The organism is Planococcus maitriensis (genome assembly GCF_003289925.1).
In the GTDB taxonomy this organism is placed as follows: Bacteria; Bacillota; Bacilli; order Bacillales_A; family Planococcaceae; genus Planococcus; species Planococcus maitriensis.
Genome location: NZ_QLZQ01000001.1, coordinates 725809 through 745903 on the forward strand (window position 1 = coordinate 725809; position 20095 = coordinate 745903).

Here is a 20095-nt window from a genome sequence, read left to right on the forward strand (position 1 = left end):
CCGGGCGTTTCCTCCAAAAATATTCCCTGCCTTTACATATCTTTGGGGATTTCAGGGTAAAGGGAATTATCAGGCGGCACTTGCCGCAGCAGCTACTGTATTGGAGGATGAAAAGATGAGAAAGATGAACCGCGGAATGATCACGTCGCTCGGGGCGATCGGCATCGCACAAGGCTTGAAAATCGTCACGCATAAAGTGGTGGCAGGAAAATGGGATTGGCAGCAAGCCTTCACGACCGGCGGCATGCCAAGCTCCCACTCGGCGGGGGTCTCGGCACTTGCCGCATATGTTGCATCGAATAAAGGCGCGCGCCACACGGAAACGGCACTCGCTGTCGTGTTCGGTGCGATCGTCATGTACGATGCACAAGGCATACGGCGCCACACAGGCGAGATCGCCCAGCTGGTCAATGACCTCGAGGACAGCTTCACGAAAATTTCCGGGGAGTTCCCGAGCTTTGAATTTGTGGAGCGTGATAAAGAATTGAAAGAACTGCTCGGCCACCAGCCGATTGAAGTATTCGCGGGAGCCGCATTCGGCACCTTGCTCGGCATCGTTGCCGCCAAGATCGAGAACCGTGAACGTGATCTGGAGCAGCAAAAACGCTTGCCTTACAATGGGCGCATGACCCGTGAAGATTACAGATAAGGAAAAACCGCTGTCGAAGCGGTTTTTTTCTTTGTGCTGAAAACGCAGTGTAAAGTTTGTTAAGTATTGATGAAGACTGTCGCCAAAGGGGTTACGGAAACGGGAAAATCGGTTAGCCTAGAAGTGAAAGCAGACCCATTCGAAGGAGGACGATCGTTTGAAGATTTCTGCTCTGAACATTTCACTTTCGGCATTCGCTTTTGGACTGGTATTCACGGCACATTTCGATCCTGCGACTTTGGCAAGCGAGAATTCACCGGGCGGCAAAAAACATGAGCCGGGGCGTGAAGTGATCGAACGCTTAGGCCCTCACGGCGATGTGGATCAAGAATTGGAACAGCTGGAACGGCAGGTGGGCAGCAAAGATATATTGACGATCGATGAATATCAGGATATTCAAAGCCAGTTGGACGAATTGCTGCAACGCGTGAATGAGCAAGCTAAAGCGAGCGGGAAAGCGGACGCAGAATTATTCGGCGAGGTCTTGGAGTTGCAGGAATCGGTGAACGGAATCGATGTCCGCTGACTCTGTAGAGGGTTGCAATAGGCACGAGTGCAGGAAGCGATGCTGAGGCATTGCTTTTTTTAGTGGAAATTACACTTATTAGGGGGAGGCCAGCCCAAACGGGAGACAATTATTCGGGGATGGGACAGAACGTAAACTATCCATTTGGCTGTCTGGCCCAATTAAGTGACATAAACCGCAAAAAAAGAAGCTTTTATAATGTACCGAAGCTGGCAAGCCCTAATCTCCTACTCCATATTTCCAAAGCATTTCCCAAAAGAACGAGACCTTATTTTTATTCGATTTTTGGAGAAGGCAAGAAAATCAACGCTTCAAACGCTTTTCATACATACAAAGGCCTACTGATTACCGTTCTGAATTTTGAATTTTATTACCAATTGAGAACAAAATATTACAAAGGCAACCTAAGGTGGAGGTTTGGCGTTCTAAGGTTTATAATGAAGAAAATTCGGGGATGAATTATGTCCGGCAGGAGGTACAGCTATGAAATGCACTAAGTGTGGCACGATGAATGATGAGTCTGCAAAGTTCTGTGATAATTGCGGAGCGCCGCTTGCCACAAGAAAGCAACGCAAACCGAAGCGCAATAAATTCGTTTATGCGCTCGTATTGTTGGCCGTATTATTGGGGCTTGGATTTGGACTAGGGCAGCTATTGGGCGAGGAAGAGCCGGAAGTGGCATTGCCGCAGGAAGATACCGAGGCGTCTGAGGAGGTTCCTGAAGAGGTGCCTGAGGAAGAACCGGTGGAAGAAGAGCCGGCGGAAGAGGAAATGCCGGTAGAAGAACCGGAAACGCAAGTGTCTTCTGAAGAACCGGTAGAGGGTACCGTGACAAAAGCGGAAAATATCACCCATCCTTCCGACCAGGAAGAAAAAGTCGAGCCGAAGAAAAAAGACAAGACGGCCATCATTAAAGACGCACAGTCACGCGTCTACACCATCTTGACGGAAGGCGGCCAGGGGTCCGGGTTCCTGTTTACGGAAACGGGCATGGTCGTGACAAACGCTCACGTTGTGTCAGGGTACACGGATGTCATCGTGCGCAATATCAATGGCCAGGACCATGAAGGGACAGTCGTCGGTATTTCAGCTGAATCCGACATCGCCTTGATCCAAGTGAATGATTTAACGGGCATCGAGCCTTTGGAAGTCGAGATGGCAGCAACCGATGTGGGGACCGAAGTTATCGCGCTCGGCAGCCCGTCCGGTTTTGAGAATACCGCGTCTATGGGTTATTTGACGGGCATCGACCGTGATTTCTACCAGGAGTTCACGTATGAGAATATCTACCAGATCGATGCGGCGCTTGCGCCGGGTTCAAGCGGCGGTCCGCTTCTTGACGCAGGAACAGGGAAAGTGATCGGCATCAATTCACTGCTTTTCCCTGAAGGGGATTCAATCGGATTCTCCATCCCGCTCTATTCGATGTATGACCAATTGGATGCGTGGGCGAAGAATCCGATGAGCCGTGAAGCGGTCGCCAAGATTTTCCCGGTCTACGATGATTTCGACAGCAGCTATGAAGATGAAAACTACGAATTCGATTACAGCACGACACATGAATTCACCGAAGAGTCGTTGACGGAATTTGTCGTGAGCTATCAGGAATTCTACGAACTGGCATTGCAGGAAGAAGATTTCTATTATGTCCAGAACTTGCTGGTCTACCAAAGCGATATCTACAATAGCATGATCGAGTACATCGACCAGATTGCCGGCAAAAACATGGAGCATATTTTCAACAAGCTTGATATCACCAATATCGAAATCAAGGAAGACCATGCCCTTGTCCATACGGAAGAAGCATTCGAGTTCAAGGATGCGGAAGGCAATTGGTCGGTGCAGGAACGCACGAAAGTTTATACGATCGTCATGGACGATTACGGATTCTTCTATATTTCCGATATCGTCAACGTGGAATAGTGAAAAGCCCTGAATGAGAATTCAGGGCTTTTCTCAGCTTGTGGAGAAAGGTAAGAAGTGGTATTTTCCGAAGCTTATCGCTCGCTTTCCGTGGGCTCGCGCCAAAGCCTCCTCAGCCGCTGCGCATCTTGCGGGGTCTCGGTCGTCTCGTCGCTTACGCTGTTCCACTGGAAAGATAAAATTGACCTGCGGGAGACATTATCTTTGCGAAAGTAATGCGCGGCATTATTGAGCAGAAGGGTTTACGAGCGAACGCTTCCCCAAATACTTAGATAGATCATTGATTTTTGAAAGTACTAAAAACCAATTCCATTCTAATTCGAAATGTATTAATAGACTTTTCTATTGAATAAAAAAGACCGCAGCTTCCTTTAGGAAGTCTGCGGTCTTTCGTTTAGCTGCTCGAGATGAGGTCAGCTACGAGAATATAGCGTTCTGGCGCATAGCCGACGAAATCGAAAGGATAGCACGTCGAGACCGTCAACGTCGCCCTCGGTTTCGGGACGATGACGGTACGGTCGTCTTCATCGACAATGCGCACTTGGCGGACGCGGTAAGTGAACGTGCCATCAGCGGTATTGACGATGAACTCGTCCCCTTTGCCGACTTTTCCAAGTTCCCGGAATACCGTATCGCGATGCCCCGACAGAACGGAGTTGTCGGATTGCCCCGGCAGGACGCTTCCCGCATAATGGCCGACGCCTTTCTCCAATTCGTCTTCATCGGTGCCGTGGATGATCGGCAGGCTTGCCCCGAGTTTCGGGATGATCAATTCGCCTATCAAGTCACCGATTTGTGGATCTGTCGGATACTGGATGTCTTTCGGGAGTTGGGCTACTTCTTTAGTTTCTTCGATTGGACCCTGTGGGGATTCATTCGGCGCAGCATCCGGCAGAGAGACTTCAGCGTTTGTCGTCTGGAGCTTGGGCGCGAAATCCTCTGCAGCGACTGAATCCGCTTTATATAGAAGGTAGCCTTTCGCGAAAGTTGCTGCTTGCGTGCCGCTGAACCAAAGGCCGAAGCCGATCATTCCCGCTGCCGCCATTGTCATTAGCCAGGAAATTTTCTTTTTGTTCATGCTGCGCGCTTCACCCGCGAACGCCTGAACAACCAGACACCGAATGCGGCAAAGCCAAGCCCGACAGCAGCGTTTTGGGCGAAATCACTGGCCGTTTTCGGCAACTTTCCGCCCTTGACAGTTTGGTTCGTGTTATCAGCGGGCTTTTTGGGCGGCGGTGTAACCGCCGGTGTGCTGTCTTCCAATTCTTTTCCGGTATCGATGATGAGCTCCGACCCGAACATGTCCGCTGTCAACAAGATATCCGCCAGAAAATCGCCTTGCAGATTATAGAGTTCGATCAGGAGGTCATATCCGTCCGTCGACTCAAGGGAAATGAGGGATTGGACGCTCATTTCTTTTTTCTCATCGCCTTTGACGAAATAGTACTTGGCTTCCATTTCGAAGATTTCCATGAATTCGTCGTAGATTGACAGGAGTTCCGCGATTTGTTCGGCGGATAATTCGGTCACCGTGGAGAATTCCTCGATTGCCATCATGCGCTCGCTGAGTTCCATCAAGCGTTCTTCGAATTGCGGATTCGTGTAATCAAGCGTTTCAAAATGCTGGGCGAGGCGTTCAAGTTCCTGTTCAGTCAAGCCGAATTCAGCGAATACGCCCTCCAAATCCATGTCAAACAGCCAGTCTTCCTGATAGAACATGATGGAGCTCTCCAAGTCCTCGATGAATTCATAATTGGCGATTGAATCATCGAATAAGTTAAGGAATTCCTCCAGTTCTTCTTTGGAAGCAAAGCCGAAATCCTCAAGCAATAAAGCTAAGTTCGCCTCGGTGATCGGCGTCAATGTTTGATCGAAATTCACGTAGAAATCGACCGAGCCTTCCAGTTCTTCCATAAAAATAATGAAATCCCCATCCAATACATCCACACCTTCATCCAAGTCGCCGAATTCCTCTAGAAGGCTGTTCAATTCAGCCCGTGTCAAGCCGTATGTGTCCATGATTTGTGCAATGCCCTCTTCTGTGAGAGGTGTGCCGAGTTCCCTGGAAGAATAAAAATCATCCAGCGTCCAACCTTTGCTATCCAGGTAATCGATGTAATCCGCTTTTTCCCAGCCAATTTCGGCCAATAAGCGGTTAAAACCGCGGTCGTCCTCTGAAATGGCAAGCGCCGGAACCGTCCCGATCGCGATAGCCAATAAGAGGGCAGTGATCATTGTTAACGCACCCTTCATTTGAATCCTCCTATATGTGTAATAAATGGAATATCTAGAATAGTATAGTCTTGAAGTAAGTCTTCTGGAATAGGTCTATTTGATTATAAAAAGTGTTTTCCAATTGAAAATCGTTAGCTTTTCGAAATTAAAAGAAATAATTGTTCGAATTGTCTTGCTTTTTAATTATTCATTATCGTATAGTCTATACAATAATGAATAGATGAGGTGAAAACATGCACCGACATTTACTTGTGCCGGACGCCGTTGAAGAGGTCATGGCCATGCACGATGAAGACATCATCATCACTAACCGGGAAGGGCGCATCATTAAAGTAACGGAAATGAGCGGCTTGCATTATGGGTTGGAACCTTCCGCTTTGCTGGGCCGGTCGATCTATGAGTTGGAACAGGAAGGTGTCTTTACGCCAGCTGTCACGCCGCTTGTGATCGAACGAAAGAAAAAAATGGCGCTCGTCCAGCAGACCGCAGCCGGCAAAAAAATGCTCATCACCGGAATGCCGGTATTCGATGAACAGCGTGAAGTGGAATATGTCATCAGCTATTCCTATGAAGTGTCGGAGTTGATGGTCATGAAAGAATACCTGGAATCGCTCGAAACGGAGATGGACCGGGTCAAGGGGGAGTTGGCATATTTGCGCGGCAGGCAGTTGCCTGTGGAGGGAATCATTGCCCACAGCGCACAATCCGAACGTGCGCTGCGCAGCGCCATGAAGATGGCGGAATACGATGCTTCCCTCGTGATTGAAGGCCCGCGTGGAACCGGCAAAAGCCTATTTGCCAAATTGATTCACCAACATAGCGCCAAAAGGGATGAAGCCTTTATCGAAGTCGATTGCGGATCTATCCCGGAAACGATCTTCATTGAATCGTTCGAAGGCGAAGGCGGCTATTTCAGCCTAGCGGAAGGCGGCACGCTCGTTTTGAACGAAATTGACCAGCTATCAGCCCGGACGCAGTCGATACTTGAAAAAATGCTTGCGAAAAAACGCGACATCCGGCTGATCGCCATCAGCGAAACTTCGCTGGAAGAGCGTATGCAAGATGGCGGATTCCGCGAAGCTTTATTCTACCTATTGCATGTTTCACTTATCAGGCTTTCGGGGCTGCGTGAACGGCCGGAAGACCTGGAAGCGTTCTTGTCGCAGACGCTCGAGGAACTCGGGGATAAATACGGCACCCGGAAAAAGCTGGCGGATCCGGCGTATGTCCATCTATTGCAGCTTGAATGGAAAGGCAATTTCCGGGAAGTGCGCAATGTGCTCGAACGCAGCTATCTCGAAAGCGAGCACGCTGAAATCCAGCTCGGGGATCTTCCCGCGAGCTACCGCCCGGCAAAAGACGAACAGGTCGGCATCGAACTTGAAGGCCGCACCTTGCCGCATCTGCTTGACGTGGTCGAGAAGAAAGTGCTGGAGAACGCCAAGAAACGCTACCGGACGACGACTGAAATGGCGGAAAGGCTCGGCATCAGCCAGCCGTCCGTCGTGCGCAAACTGAAAAAGCATGCCATTGCAACAGGAAAGGATGAAGACTTATGACAACGAAACAAACACAGGGCTGGATGGAAATGACGAACTCGATCGGCAATCTGCTGGCGCCGAGCATGGCGAAAGACCACCCGAATCTTCCGGTCGTCAAAGCGGAAGGATGTTATTACTACGGGGCGGATGGGCGCACCTATTTGGATTTTACCTCAGGGATCGCGGTGGAGAATGTCGGCCATCGCCATCCGAAAGTCGTCCAGGCAATCAAGGACGGGGCGGACCAGTTGATTCACGGCCCATCCGGCGTCATCATCTATGAATCGATCTTGAAGCTGGCATATGAACTCCAGCAAATCATGCCCGGAAAACTGGATAATTTCTTTTTCGCCAATAGCGGGACAGAGGCCATCGAAGGCGGCATCAAGCTTGCGAAATACGTCACGAAACGCCCGTACGTAGTGTCGTTCACCGGCTGTTTCCATGGCCGGTCGATGGGCGCGCTCAGCGTGTCGACGTCGAAAAGCAAATACCGCAAGCACATGCAGCCGTCTTGGCTGACCTATCAATTGCCTTATGCCCATCCGGATGATTTGCCTGAAGGGGCGGATCCTTCTGTGTTCTTCCCTGAAAAACTGGAGCGCGATATGGAAAAGCTCTTCAATCACCAAGTAACGCCCGAAGAAGTCGCCTGCATCATCCTGGAGCCGGTGCTCGGGGAAGGCGGTTACATCATCCCGCCGAAAGAATGGCTCGAGAAAGTCCGTGAAATCTGCGACCGCCACGGTATCCTGTTGATATTCGATGAAGTGCAGACCGGCTTCGGCCGCACCGGCAATTGGTTCGCTGCCCAGACCTTTGGCGTCACGCCTGACATCATGGCTGTGGCGAAAGGCATCGCTGCCGGGCTTCCGCTCAGTGCGACAGTCGCATCGAAAGAATTGATGGATCAATGGCCGCTCGGCACGCACGGGACGACATTCGGCGGCAATCCGCTCGCTTGTTCCGCAGCGCTTGCATCGATCGAAGTGCTGAAAGAAGAGCGGCTATTGGAGAATGCCCGGACGCTCGGTGCTTATGCATTGGAGGAGTTGGGCAAGCTGAAGCGAAAACATCCGGCCATCCGAGAAGTGCGTGGCGTCGGGCTGATGATCGGCATCGAATTGACGGACCCCAAAACAGGGCGCCCGGACGGCGAAGCGGTCATGACGGTATTGGACGACTGCCTGAAGCAAGGGGTGCTGTTCTATTTGTGCGGCAATTCAGGGGAAGTCATCCGGATGATTCCGCCGCTGACGGTCACAAAAGAACAGATCAATGAGGGCATCAAAGTACTGGACAAGGCATTGGCGAATTTGCAGTAACAATTGAAGGGGATTTTACAAAAGGGGGAAACGTTCATGACCAGCATTCCAAAAGAGAAACAGGCCTTATCGTCATCCGCAACATGGAAATTCATCATCCCATCCTTGATCGGGGCATTATTATTCCTTGTCCCAGTTTCATATGATGGGCAAATTACGATCGGGGTCGGCATTCTGGCCTCATTCCTGCTATCGACATTCGGGGAGTGGATTCCTGGCTTCATCTTAATTCTTCTCGGCTTCTCGGCATTCGCAGGCTTGGCGGCGACGGTCGCGAAACCCGGCTTTATCCGGAATTCAGAAATGCTTCGCCCGATTTTCATCATCGTGCCCGTCAGCTTGGCAATCCGCTTTCTCGGATTTGCGGTCGGCATCATGGCGTTCTATGAAATCGGCCCGCAAGCGATTGCATCGCGCAATACAGGCGGCGTCGTGCTTTACGATCTGGCGCCGGTGCTGTTGACCTGGTTCTTGTTTGCCGGCATTCTCCTGCCGCTCCTCGTCGAGTTCGGCTTGATGGAATTCGTGGGAACTTTGCTCAATAAAATCATGCGCCCGGTGTTCACGCTTCCGGGGCGTTCTTCGATCGATGCGATGGCTTCCTGGATGGGCGCTGCGCCTGTCGGGGTCTTGGTAACGATGAAACAATACGATGAAGGCTATTACACGAAACGCGAAGCTGCGGTCATCGCGACGACGTTCTCGATCGCTTCAGTCGCATTCAGCCTAGTCGTCGCAAATGTCATCGGGATCGGCCACCTGTTCCTGCCGTTCTATCTGGCGGTTTCAGTCGCCTGCCTCGTCGCGGCTGTCATCATGCCGCGCATTCCGCCATTGTCGCGCAAAACCGATACATACCGGGAAGGTGTCGGGAAACAAATCGACGACAGCGTTCCGGAAAATGTTTCCTTGCTCAAATGGGGATTTGAAGCCGCACGCTTGAAAGCGAGCCAAGCCGCAAGCGGCAAGAAACTGGCGCAGTCGGGCATCGGCACGGTCATGGATATCTGGCTTGGCTTGATCCCGCTGGTCATGGCTCTCGGAACGGCCGCTTTGGTCATCGCGGAATATACGCCGATTTTCCGCATCATCGCTTATCCGCTCATTCCGCTGCTGACGCTTCTGGGCTTGCCGGAAGCGGCGCAAGCGGCACCGACTTTATTGGTCGGATTCGCGGATATGTTCCTGCCCGCAGTGCTCGGGAGCGGGATCGAAAGCGATTTGACGAAATTCGTCATCGCCGGCATGTCGCTTACGCAATTGATCTATATGTCGGAAATCGGCATCTTGATCCTGCGTTCGAACATCCCGGTAAAGTTCTGGGAACTGTTGGCCATCTTCCTGTTGCGCACAGCGATCACCTTGCCGGTCATCGTCCTGTTCGCCCATCTTTTCATATAAGCAGGAGTCTCCGCAATCGCGGAGGCTTTTTTGTTTTTGGAAATAAATGCTATACTCACAAGTAAACGACTGTGTTTGGAAAGGTGAGGAGAACCATGAAGATTACAAAAGCGATCATCCCCGCAGCTGGCCTCGGGACCCGTTTCTTGCCTGCGACAAAAGCGATGCCGAAAGAAATGCTGCCGATTGTCGATAAACCGACCATCCAGTATATCGTTGAAGAAGCGATTGCATCAGGCATCACCAGCATCATCATCGTTACGGGAAAAGGGAAACGTGCCATCGAAGATCATTTCGACCATGCCTTTGAACTCGAGCATATCCTCCAAGAAAAAGGAAAGCTCGATATGCTCGATTCGGTTCTTGCCACCTCGAATGTGGAAATACACTACATCCGCCAAAAACAGCCCCTCGGCCTTGGCCATGCGATTTGGTCGGCGCGTCATTTCATCGGTGATGAACCGTTTGCTGTGCTGCTCGGGGATGATATTGTCCAAAATGATCCGCCAGCGCTCCTTCAGTTAATCGAGCAGTTCGAGAAAACAGGCAGCCCGGTCATCGGCGTCAAGGAAGTAAGCGAGGATGAAACCCATCGCTATGGCATCATCGCCCCGTCCGATATCGTTGGGCCGCTCATGAAGGTCGACCATTTCGTCGAAAAGCCTGGGCCTGGCGACGCCCCTTCCAATTTTGCCATCATGGGCAGGTATGTCCTGACTCCGGAAATCTTCCGTTTGCTTGAAGAGCAGGAGCCGGGGGCTGGCGGGGAAATCCAATTGACCGATGCCATCGAAAAGCTGAATGCGATCCGCCCCGTCCATTCACTCGCTTTTGAAGGCAAGCGTTTCGATGTAGGAGAAAAATACGGGTTCATCGAAACGACGATCGAATTCGCCCTGCAGCGCCCTGAACTGAAAACACAGTTGCTCGAACTCTTCGAGAGGAAACTGGCTGAAGAAAAGAAGAGAGAATAGTTCCCGATAGTGATTGAATTTTCAGACAATAAATGACATACTTGATGTAAATAACTGAATAGACACTGTGAAGGAGGAGATTCGATGATTACAGAAGACGATATCCACGTCGACTATCGGATGGAGATGCGGCCGGGGACTGAAATCTTTGCCTGTAAAGCAGATTGTATCTTGAAAAGCCAGGAAGAGCAGGCGCAAGTCGGTGATGCCCATTTCTATTTGTTCAATCCCCAGCGCAGTTCGCTTGAATCGCTGGCCATGTATGCAGAACACATCTCCGAAGGCCTGGGGGAAGTTTACCGGGATCTGAAGCATATACCGGATATTGATGATGTCTTTGGCTTAGTTGCCGTATTCGACGATCTGCAGGTTGTCGAGGGAGAGCGCAACAAAGGCATCGGGGAATCGTTCGGGCAGAAGATGCTTGATGAGCTGCGTTTTCTGGATGTTGAACTGCTGGTCGTCATTCCGGGCTATTATACGAATACATCCAAGCAGGATGAAGCCTATAATAAAAAAATCCGTGCCTACTATAAGAAAAACGGTTTCAAGCGCTTAAAGAAAAACATGGACAATCCTGTCATGTATACGTATTTATAGAAAAAAGCTGCCAACCAGGCAGCTTTTTTATTTGCCTGTAGATGGAAAAGGCGGGGGACATGGGTGCGGATCGGAAAAATTCTATCAAATAAATCCAGAAATCCATGCGCAATCTTTGCATCCGCTTTCATCAGCTTTGGATTGGGCTTAATATGCCTTTTTGCATGGCAGCAATGATATCTGAAAATTAGAATTATATAGTCATTAATGACTACTAAAATTAAAAAATAACAGGATATTATTACTGACAATACTATTTATACTAGTTTAAATTACCGTTCTGTAGTAGTATAGGTTTATGATATTTCAATATTTATAATATTGGAATAAATAACAGGTATATTAACCTATGCGATGGGGTGGGCGGAATGAAAAACAATTTGAAGCTCGGAATTCTGATTTTGATGGTGCTTGGATTCGGTTGGGCGTTATTCTCGCTGGTTCTGCCTTTTTCCACCGAAATGCTGCTCGTGGCGGGGCTATCCATCTTATTCATGACATTGATCCATGAGCGTTATGTATTCCTGTACGGCATAAGCATCATTTTGAGCTATGGGGTTTTCTTGACGATATTTGCGTTTTTCTTCACGCAGCGGCCGGATTTGGAACTCATGTACGTTTACAGCCATCTGCTGTTTACCGGCTTCATCTTGTCTTTTTGGCTCCTGCTGAACCAGATCAAGCAAATCGGCTACGAGGCGAGTGAATTGCGCCGGCAAGTGCAGCTTCTCCAGAAATATCATGGGGAAACGGACATCCTGACCGTCAATGAGTTCACGGAGCAGGCGCAATGGGTGCTCAAGACCACAGAGCGCCGCCAGGAAGAGGCGTGGTTCGTGGAAATCATGATCACTACGAAAAACAAGCGCACCCAACAGAATATCAAAGAATCATTGGAGCGGGCGACTTTGTCGACAATCCGCCAGAAGTTCGACCTGGCCACTTCGACCGGGCAGTCGATCTACCTGTTGCTTAAGGATATAGACGAGGAAGGCGTGCGCCTCATGATGGAGCGCTACCGCGATAAAGTGAAACAGGAATTGAATTTACTGGATTCGCCCTATGAAGTCAGGAAGGAGCAGGTGTCCAATCTGAATGAATTGTCACGTGCTTTGGGTAAAGCGATATGAATATACTCATCACAGCCACAGTTGTCCTGTTTTGGATTTTGCTGCTGTTCTATTCCGCGGTGACAATCGGAGGTGTCTGGTATCGGCTGCGGTTCCGCAATCCGCCGAAAATCGAACATTATCCGAGCGTGGCCGTGTTGATCCCTGCCCATAACGAAGAAATCGTCATCGAAAATACATTGCGTGCCATGGCGCGCTTGAAATACGAAGGCAAGCTCGACATCTATCTCTTGGATGACAGTTCCAAGGATGGGACAGCTGCCATCGTCCAGGAATTCGCTGAAGTCTTTTCCCGCATCCATTATATTCCTGTGCCACCCGGTAACCCGAAGGGCAAATCGCGGGTCTTGAATTACGGGTTGAGCGTAACGGAGTCGGATTATTTTGTCGTCTATGACGCCGATAATGAACCTGAGCCGGACGCATTGGAAAAAATGGTCCAAGCAGCAGAAACGGTTCCGAACGCAGCAGGGGCTGTCGGATACGTCAAGACGAAGAACGTTGATACGAATGTCTTGACCCGCATGATCGCACTTGAATTCCAAGTGTTCCAATTGCTGATGCAATGCGGCCGGTGGGCACTTTTCAGACTTGGATCCCTGGCTGGGACGAATATGCTTTTGCGCCGATCGGTCATCGAGAAATTGGGAGGCTATGATGTGTATGCCTTGGCGGAAGATGCCGAATTGACTGTGCGGCTGACGGCTGCAGGCTATGTCTTGCCGGTCATCCCGACTTCGCGCACATGGGAGCAGGAGCCCGAAACGCTTAAAGCTTTCATCAAGCAGCGGACACGCTGGCTGACGGGCAATCTGTATTTGCTGGAGAAATCGATGAAGGATTGGTCGCATTGGAAAGGCAGGACTTTCGTGCTCAGTTTGCAGCATCTCTTCACGTACCTTATTTTCGTGTTGATGCTGCTGATATCGGACATCTTCTTCATCCTGAGCATCTCGGGAGTGGATATCCCGAACATCGGCGCACCGCTCATGATGCTGTGGTTCATGACCTATATCGTCTATACCGCGCAGCTTTTGAGTGCGCTGGTCATTGACCGGAACGTCTCACTGACTAATGTGCTGTATGTGCTGATCATGTATTTCACCTACGCCCAATTGTTCATCTTGTTGCTGATCCGCAGCGTTGCCACTTACACATGGAGCAAATTGCGCAGGAAAACGATTGCCTGGGACAAAACCCAGCGCTTCAAAGGGAGAGTGGATTCATGAGGAAATGGCTCTTGCCGGTGATGGGGGCAGCGATGCTCGCTGCCTGCAGCGAGGAAGCAAGCGAACCCTCACCTCAACCTGATGGACAGGAGGCGCCGGATGAACAACAGCCGGTGGAGCAACAAGCGGTGCCGGAAGGTTTTGGGGAAGCCTATTTTGATGAAAATGGGTTCATCCATGCCTATCCGTCCACTCCTGATTCCCAATATTTGTCCGAAAGCATCGGTTTGTATATGGAATACCTGGTCATGATGGAAGACGAAGGGAAATTTGCAGAGCAGTATGAAAATCTCATGGATGAATTCGTGGTGGAAGAAGGGGATAACTTTTTCATCAACTGGCTGGTTTTTGAAGACGCAACAGTCAATGCGCTTATCGATGATATACGCATAGCGGCAGCGCTTAGGCAGGCAGACCAATTATTCGGCCGGCCAGAGTACTCGGAAACCGCGGATCGGATTATCGAAACCATTTCACGTATCCAGACGAATAATGGATATACAGTCGATTATTATGATTGGGAAGTGGAGTTCCCGGCACAGAGAGTGACCTTGAGTTATTTAATCGATGATGTGCCGAAAGACATGAACGCAGACCGTGTGCTGGAGAACGTAGACGAGGATGAAGTGTTTTTCCCAGAATATTTCGATGTGGTAGAGGAAGTGTATGTGAAGGGCGATGTAGTCCATCCGATTGACCAATTGCTCATCGCCATCAACCGGGAACGCATCGGTTTATCCTCAGATCTTTTTGAGGAGTGGCTTAAGGCCGAGTGGGAGGAGGAAGGCCGGTTATACGGAAGGTATGACCGTGAGACCCTTCAACCGGCAGTGACTTATGAATCGCTCGCAATGTACTTTTTCATGAACGAATATTTTCTCATGATCGGCGAAGAGGAAGCTGCTGAGGAAGTGAAAGTCCGCGCGACAGAAATGATAGAAGAAAATGGCGAAGGCGAAACGCATTTCTTCGACTTCATCCATTACCATCTCATGATGGAAGATGAGTCAAAGTAGGAAAGGGGGCGCTGTCGATGAAGAAACTCATGTCTTTCGTATTGCTGCTCACCATCCTGGCCGTGAGCCCGTGGCAAATGGCAGCTGCTGATGGTGGGCCAGGCAAGGAAGCGAAAGTGCTGATACTGTATCATGCAGAAGAACAGACGCAAAGGGAAGAAGTGCCGCTTCTGGATATGCTGGCGGGGCATTTCAGTTCGGACATCACCGTCCAGTCCATTGAACAAGCTGCTGCTGAATATGTGAAAGGCGATTACAGCCATGTCATTTATTTTGGCCTTGGGAAACGGCAATTGACAGAAGAGGAATTATTCATTGTCGACCAATACGATGATGTCAAGAAAATGTTCATCGGAAACTATTTTGAGTACTTCAAAGAAGCACCGGAGCTGTCTATCAGGAATTATCGTGCAATTGATGGCGTAATCGGTGATGGGAAAGTGTTCGATTTGAAGGAAGAGAAGGATATGATGCTCATCAATGGTATCGAGCAAATGGATGTCCTGTATGAAGGGCAGGCAGCCGATGGCACATACCCACTGATCTTTAAAAATGACAATCTGTATTATGTCGCTGCCAACTCGATCACTGGCAGGCTCAGTGATATCGTAGGTGAATCTTTCTTCGACTTTTTCGATGAAGAGAAATCACCGCCGAAGAAATTAATCCGCCTGGAAGACATCCATCCGAGAAGTGATCCGGTTCTCGTCAAGCAAGTCGGCGATTATTTGGCGGAGCGGAATATACCTTATGCGGTGACGGTCGTTCCAGTCTATACAAATCCCGAAACTGGCCAGCGAATCCATCTATCCCAAGCGATCGAATTGGTGGATGTCCTGAAGGAAATGCAGAAAAACGGCGCCAGCCTGATTCAACATGGTTACCTTCACCAGTATCGTGAAGATGAAACCGGTGAAGGATTCGAGTATTGGGATGTGGAGAATGACCGTCCGATCTTCCAGTCGAATACCGATGAAGTAAAGCTGCGTGAAGATTTCGCAACAGATGAAGAATACGGGGATTTCGTCCAGAATGTCGGTTTGCCCTACGAACAGGAGCATATTTACGATTCCATCGTGAACGGGGTCTATGAAATGACGGCGGAAGGATTGTATCCGATTGCTTTCGAAGCGCCCCATTATTCCATGTCGCAGACCGGCTATAAAGAGCTTTCCAAGTATTTCACGACTTATGTCGGCCAGATCCAAATTTCCGACCGGACCTATGATGGAACTTTCGTGCCGGTATATGAATCGACTCCGGCAGGCCTTCACGGCATGAAAGTCATCCCGGAAACGATGGGCTATATCGATCCGGAAAATGATAAAGCGGTCGATGAAATGATCGAGCAAGCCGATTACACCGCTCAATTCAGCGATAGCTATTTAGCGTTTTTCTATCATCCATATTTGGGAATCGAGAAATTCGATGAAGTGATGACCAAATTGGAAAAATACGATCAATACGAGTGGGTCGACTTGAAAGAGATGGACCATAAAACCGAAGTGGACGGAATGGTGGTGGAAACCGCGGATGGCGACATTAACGTTTCACGGCCGATGAGTGTGCTTGTTGCCCAGACGACAAGGGATCTTTGGTGGGCGTCCATCCCGATAGTCATTTTCGTTCTCATTGCAGTAGCTGCTGTGGCGCAAAAATTCCGCAGACGCAAAACAGACAGTGAATTCTGGGAAAAACAATGACGCCGGTTATCTGGGAAAGATTGGGGCAGAGAATTTCTCTGCCCCATAGTTTTTTTGTCCGAGCTAGTGTAAGATAATTTTGGTAATGAATCTCAATATCTTTTTGAGTTTTTACCAATTATTTTACAAGGAAGATAATATAATGAATAAAATGAAATTTTTACCACTTCTAATATGCTTAGCCTTTTTTTCTGGCGTTGCTTTGCTTTATTTCCGTTGGCCCCTATATGAATATGCTGTAGCGGCTGCACTCCTATCCGTCCCTTTTATCTTATTATTGCCCAGGACATGGCTGCCGGCATTTCTATTTTTGATCCTGGCCGCAGCGTTGGGGATGGCCATCCAGGTACCGGCTGCTTCACTGACATCGATCGGCACTTATTTCCTGATGTCGGTCTTTCAGTTTTCACTTTGGGCTGTTTCCGAACAAGTAAAGTCACTGGAAGAGGAAACAGGGCAGTTGGAGGCGCAGCGCCAATCACTGCTGCAAAAAAACGGGGAACTTCGCGCGCTGGATCTACAGGAATTTGTCGAACAGGCTTTATGGATGTTGAAAACGAGCAAACGCAAAGAGCGTGCTTGGCTGATGGAAGTCACGCCTTTCGTCAATTGCCCAGTACAGACTTCGGAATTGGAACGGGCAGCTCTCCTGTCGATCGTTCGGCAACGCGATCTCGTGACAAGCAGAAATGGTGCGGTGTATGTGCTGGTCAAGGAAACGGGAGAAGATTCGGTGCAGCCTTTATTGGAGCGAATCGAGCAATTAATGGGTGCAGAGAACGAACCTGCACGATATAAAATCAAAAAAACAGCGATTACTACGGTCGGTGAAATGGGGAGCTTACTCAGTTGAAGCGATTAAAAGAAAGCAAATTATTGATGTTGTCGGTTTTGGGAAGCTTGGCGATGGGGGGATGCGGAATGGCCAATGGCCAAGGAACGACCGTCCAGGAAACAGTCGATGCCCATTATATGAACGATGATGGTGTCATCCATGCCTATCCAGATAATAGGGAATCTGAATATTTATCGGAGAGCCTTGGCTTGTATATGGAGTATTTGCTACAAGTTGGGGATGAAGGGGATTTTGCGGAACAAGCAACGATATTAAAAGACCGTTTCATAGTCGAAACTGGCGGCCAGGTGTTTATCCCTTGGCGCCTATACGAAGAAGCGAACGTGAATGCGTTGATCGATGATGTGCGCATTGCAGCTGCTCTTGAAGGGGCGGCTGGGCAATTTGATGAACCCGGCTATCTGGAACTTTCCCGCCGGATCATGTCTGCAATCGAAGACCGGCAGCACCAGCAAGGAACTGCGGTTGATTATTACGACTGGTCCTACAAACTTGCGGGGAACCGGATTACGCTCAGTTATTTGATCGAGGAACTGACAGTGCTTCCCGAGTCGTTTGCCGTATTGGATACAGGCGAAACTGAAGTTTTTTTTCCCGAGTATTATGACTTCGAAGGACAAAAATACATGAAAAGCGATGAAGTCCATATGATCGACCAATTATTGATTGCGGTCAATCGCTATGACCAGGGGATTGAATCCCCGGAATTCGAAAATTGGCTGATTGAAGAGTGGGATCGCCAAGGCCGATTGGCAGGGCGGTATGACCGTGAAACAGGCAAGCCTGCTGTCGATTATGAATCACTTGCGGTCTATTATTACTTATGGCAGTATTTCGAGCGCATAGGCCAAGCGGAATTTTCAGAACAGGCAGTGCAGCGTGCGGAATCATTGGCAGGGGAGGAATTGCCGGGTGAACTGCATTTCTTTGATTACATTCATTATCAGATGATGATGCAAGCTCAATAACCGGGCCGTTTTGGCGGAAAGGATGAAAAGGGGCACTTTTCATCCTTTTTTTGCTGCGGAGGTTTTGCGTTTTCTTGCCGGGTAGTTAGTTTACTTTCCAGAAGGGTATGGAATCGGTAAGGAGAAGATTTCTGGAGGTGTTTGTATGGAGACGGCAATGGCGATACTTATCGGCCTTGCGTTAAGCGCGACGGTCGGATTCCGCATTTTTACCCCCTTATTGATAACTGGGATTTTCGAACGGGTGGATTGGATCACCTTGTCCGAAGGTTTCAGCTGGGTTGGCAGTACACCGGCGCTTATCGCGTTCGGTGCTGCTACGATATTTGAAATCCTGGTCAATTACATTCCGGCGGTCGGGTCGTTCATGAAATTGATTTCCACCCCTGTTGCAGCGTTGGCGGGAATTTTACTGACCGCATCATTTATCGGCGATATGAACCCATTTCTCGAATGGGCGATCGCGATCATTGGGGGAGGCGGTGTGGCTACTGCATCACATTCAACTTTGACGGCGGTTAAGGGAGTGAGCGACACTGCCTTGATGGGCCCGGCGGTGTCCGTTGCTGAAGACGTCACGGCCACCATTGCGCCGATTTTGATCTTCATCGTCCCTATACTGGCTGTCGTTTTTCTACTGTTGATGGCAATCGTCATTTTTCGCTTGTATAAACGGTTTCTGTATAGGAAAAGCCCAGCGTCATAATTTGCCCGATCAATAGTCGGGTCTATAAGGGAACGTAAAAAAAAAGCCATCCGAGGGGATGGCTTTTTTATGTTCGATATCAGCGTGGGATGATCAGCACCTGGCCGACGCGAATGGAATTGACATTGGTGATGTTATTTGCTTTGGCGATGGCGGTGACGGTCGTATTGTATTTTCTGGCGATGCTGTAAAGCGTGTCCCCGGCTTTGACCGTATACTTGATGGTCGTCACTGGCGGCGGTGCTTGTTTGACCGGAATGATCAGGACTTGGCCGACGCTGATGAGATTGACGTTGGTGATTTTATTGGCAGATGCAATAGCTGCTACCGTCGTATTATATTTACTGGCGATGCTATAGAGTGTATCCCCGGCCTTAACGGTGTATTTCACGGTCGTTGCAGGCGGCGGTGTCGGTGCGGTTGTGCCAGGAATCACCAGCACCTGGCCGACGCGGATCAAATTGTAATTCGTGATATTATTGGCTTTCGCAAGAGCGGCTATAGTGACATTATACTTTTTGGCGATGCTGTAAAGCGTGTCCCCGGCTTTGACGGTATAAGTCGTTCCGCCGGTTGGCGGCAATTTCAAGAGCTCGGATACGGTGACGAATTTATAGCCTTTCGCTTTCAGTTTGCTGATCATGCCTGGCAGCGCAATTGGGGTACCAGGCGCGCCTGCTCCGGTGTGCATCAATACGATGGAGCCGGGCACGATATTATTGACGACTTTATTCGTTATTTCAGTTGAAGATATGCCTTTCCAATCGACCGTATCGATATTCCACTGGATGGTGTGGGTATAGCCTGCATCTCCAACGCCTTTCAGGACAGTGGCGTTATATGCTCCAAAGGGTGGCCGGAAAATCGGTTTAGTGGATTTGCCGGTGACGTTTTTGTAGGCAGTTTCTGTTTTTGCCAGTTCGCTTTGCATAGCAGCAATGCTGATTTTCGTGAAGTCAGGATGCGTATAGGAATGGTTGCCGACTTGATGCCCTGCGTTCGCGATATTGCGGATCCAGCTTGGGTGATGATTGATGCCGGTTCCCGTCACAAAGAAGGTGGCCTTGACGTTATTGGTTTTCAGGATGTCGAGGATTTTATTGATATTCGTCCCGTCCGCCCCATCATCGAAAGTCAGCGCGACAACTTTGCTGCTTGTGTTGCCTTTCGTGACGAACGTCGAGGAGGCTGCATCAGCCTGGCCCGTGAACGACAGCAGTGTAAAGAGCAATAATCCTGTAATCGCTAGCAACTTGCTCCATCTGGATAACATTCTGCTCACCCCTCATTTGAATTAGCCGTCAGACGGCTTA

At 49.5% G+C, this 20095-nt stretch carries 18 protein-coding genes; 15 read left to right on the forward strand and 3 right to left on the reverse strand.

The genetic code is table 11. The annotated features are described in order from the left end of the window. Positions 1 to 115 precede the first annotated feature (115 nt). The 3 genes from DP119_RS03470 to DP119_RS03485 all read left to right on the forward strand — a co-directional run bounded on the left by DP119_RS03470 (position 116) and on the right by DP119_RS03485 (position 3098). Positions 116 to 649 carry a divergent PAP2 family protein gene (locus DP119_RS03470; protein ID WP_112230878.1) on the forward strand — a complete coding sequence of 178 codons (534 nt, stop codon included), beginning with the start codon at positions 116 to 118 and terminating at the stop codon, positions 647 to 649. Positions 650 to 806: 157 nt separating this feature from the next. Continuing rightward, positions 807 to 1175, forward strand: a complete 369-nt coding sequence (locus DP119_RS03475) for a hypothetical protein (protein ID WP_112230880.1) — start codon at positions 807 to 809, stop codon at positions 1173 to 1175. A gap of 483 nt (positions 1176 to 1658) precedes the next feature. Further along, complete coding sequence (locus tag DP119_RS03485) at positions 1659 to 3098, forward strand: trypsin-like peptidase domain-containing protein (protein WP_112230884.1); 1440 nt, start codon at positions 1659 to 1661, stop codon at positions 3096 to 3098. Between the two features lie 394 nt (positions 3099 to 3492). Here DP119_RS03485 and DP119_RS03490 read toward each other — a convergent pair whose 3' ends face one another. Together DP119_RS03490 and DP119_RS03495 are read right to left on the reverse strand one after the other, a co-directional pair. After that, positions 3493 to 4128: a class D sortase gene (locus tag DP119_RS03490; RefSeq protein ID WP_420812289.1), complete on the reverse strand. Its 636-nt coding sequence runs from the start codon at positions 4126 to 4128 to the stop codon at positions 3493 to 3495. Between the two features lie 44 nt (positions 4129 to 4172). Next, a complete protein-coding gene (locus tag DP119_RS03495) occupies positions 4173 to 5351 on the reverse strand; it encodes a processed acidic surface protein (protein ID WP_112230888.1) in 1179 nt (392 codons plus the stop codon). A 215-nt stretch (positions 5352 to 5566) separates the two neighbouring features. On the opposite strand from DP119_RS03495, the gene DP119_RS03500 reads away from it, so the two are divergent. The 12 genes from DP119_RS03500 to DP119_RS03555 all read left to right on the forward strand — a co-directional run bounded on the left by DP119_RS03500 (position 5567) and on the right by DP119_RS03555 (position 18782). After that, on the forward strand, positions 5567 to 6892 hold the full coding sequence (locus DP119_RS03500; protein WP_112230890.1) for a sigma 54-interacting transcriptional regulator: 1326 nt from the start codon (positions 5567 to 5569) through the stop codon (positions 6890 to 6892). Beyond that, positions 6889 to 8199, forward strand: a complete 1311-nt coding sequence (locus tag DP119_RS03505) for an aspartate aminotransferase family protein (RefSeq protein ID WP_112230892.1) — start codon at positions 6889 to 6891, stop codon at positions 8197 to 8199. The genes DP119_RS03500 and DP119_RS03505 overlap by 4 nt, the downstream gene beginning before the upstream one ends. A 36-nt stretch (positions 8200 to 8235) precedes the next feature. Continuing rightward, positions 8236 to 9600 (forward strand): YjiH family protein, encoded by a 1365-nt coding sequence (locus DP119_RS03510; RefSeq protein ID WP_112230894.1) that lies wholly within the window; start codon positions 8236 to 8238, stop codon positions 9598 to 9600. Between the two features lie 95 nt (positions 9601 to 9695). Then, positions 9696 to 10574, forward strand: coding sequence for a UTP--glucose-1-phosphate uridylyltransferase GalU (gene galU / locus DP119_RS03515; protein ID WP_112230896.1), 879 nt, complete (start codon positions 9696 to 9698; stop codon positions 10572 to 10574). Between the two features lie 84 nt (positions 10575 to 10658). Further along, entirely contained in the window at positions 10659 to 11174 is a 516-nt protein-coding gene (locus tag DP119_RS03520) for a hypothetical protein (protein WP_112230898.1), read from the forward strand. A 368-nt stretch (positions 11175 to 11542) separates the two neighbouring features. Beyond that, positions 11543 to 12304: a hypothetical protein gene (locus DP119_RS03525; RefSeq protein WP_112230900.1), complete on the forward strand. Its 762-nt coding sequence runs from the start codon at positions 11543 to 11545 to the stop codon at positions 12302 to 12304. Next, positions 12301 to 13533, forward strand: coding sequence for a glycosyltransferase family 2 protein (locus DP119_RS03530; RefSeq protein WP_112230902.1), 1233 nt, complete (start codon positions 12301 to 12303; stop codon positions 13531 to 13533). Before DP119_RS03525 ends, DP119_RS03530 begins: the two co-directional genes overlap by 4 nt. Further along, on the forward strand, positions 13530 to 14549 hold the full coding sequence (locus DP119_RS03535; protein ID WP_112230904.1) for a hypothetical protein: 1020 nt from the start codon (positions 13530 to 13532) through the stop codon (positions 14547 to 14549). Before DP119_RS03530 ends, DP119_RS03535 begins: the two co-directional genes overlap by 4 nt. 17 nt (positions 14550 to 14566) lie before the next feature. Next, positions 14567 to 16252 carry a polysaccharide deacetylase family protein gene (locus tag DP119_RS03540; RefSeq protein ID WP_112230906.1) on the forward strand — a complete coding sequence of 562 codons (1686 nt, stop codon included), beginning with the start codon at positions 14567 to 14569 and terminating at the stop codon, positions 16250 to 16252. A 334-nt stretch (positions 16253 to 16586) separates the two neighbouring features. After that, positions 16587 to 17105 (forward strand): hypothetical protein, encoded by a 519-nt coding sequence (locus tag DP119_RS03545; RefSeq protein ID WP_146747856.1) that lies wholly within the window; start codon positions 16587 to 16589, stop codon positions 17103 to 17105. Continuing rightward, positions 17102 to 18076: a hypothetical protein gene (locus DP119_RS03550; protein WP_112230910.1), complete on the forward strand. Its 975-nt coding sequence runs from the start codon at positions 17102 to 17104 to the stop codon at positions 18074 to 18076. Before DP119_RS03545 ends, DP119_RS03550 begins: the two co-directional genes overlap by 4 nt. 145 nt (positions 18077 to 18221) lie before the next feature. Further along, positions 18222 to 18782, forward strand: coding sequence for a DUF4126 domain-containing protein (locus DP119_RS03555; RefSeq protein ID WP_112230912.1), 561 nt, complete (start codon positions 18222 to 18224; stop codon positions 18780 to 18782). A 79-nt stretch (positions 18783 to 18861) separates the two neighbouring features. Here DP119_RS03555 and DP119_RS03560 read toward each other — a convergent pair whose 3' ends face one another. Beyond that, entirely contained in the window at positions 18862 to 20055 is a 1194-nt protein-coding gene (locus DP119_RS03560) for a LysM peptidoglycan-binding domain-containing protein (RefSeq protein WP_112230914.1), read from the reverse strand. Positions 20056 to 20095: the final 40 nt, after the last annotated feature.